The sequence below is a fragment of the Campylobacter sp. MIT 21-1684 genome (genome assembly GCF_026241315.1).
Lineage (GTDB): Bacteria > Campylobacterota > Campylobacteria > Campylobacterales > Campylobacteraceae > Campylobacter_D.
The window spans coordinates 1-336 of record NZ_JAPHNA010000087.1 but is presented as its reverse complement, the minus strand read 5'-3'; the positions used below and the strand labels follow the sequence as shown (position 1 = coordinate 336).

Annotated in this window: 1 protein-coding gene; it reads left to right on the top strand. The window is 32.1% G+C overall.

Annotated elements, in window-relative coordinates; all coding sequences use genetic code 11:
- Window positions 1–336, top strand: a 336-nt coding sequence (locus OQH62_RS08665; RefSeq protein WP_266016168.1) for a hypothetical protein, incomplete at both ends; no start/stop codon positions are given.

Genomic DNA, 336 nt, shown 5'->3' with positions numbered 1-336 from the left:
TGGACTTCAAGCGTAACAAACTGCCGAAATCAAAGAGATTGTACCGTTACTGGTACTTATAATCCTTTTGATAATAATGGAATTCAAGCCACTGCAAATTTAGATGGTTCTATTAATACAATCACTATACAAAATGGAGCTGTTATAAACAATCAAGCACTTTCAAATGCCCAGTATGGTATGATTCAATTCTCTGCAAACAGCCCTACCGTAACAAAAGGAAAAGTTATAAACTATGGTACTATAGGCTATAATACTGCAAATTCAAATTTTTATTATTCCATACGAGATTCTATAAAAGAACAACTAAATTATTCAGATTCACAAATCGTGTCA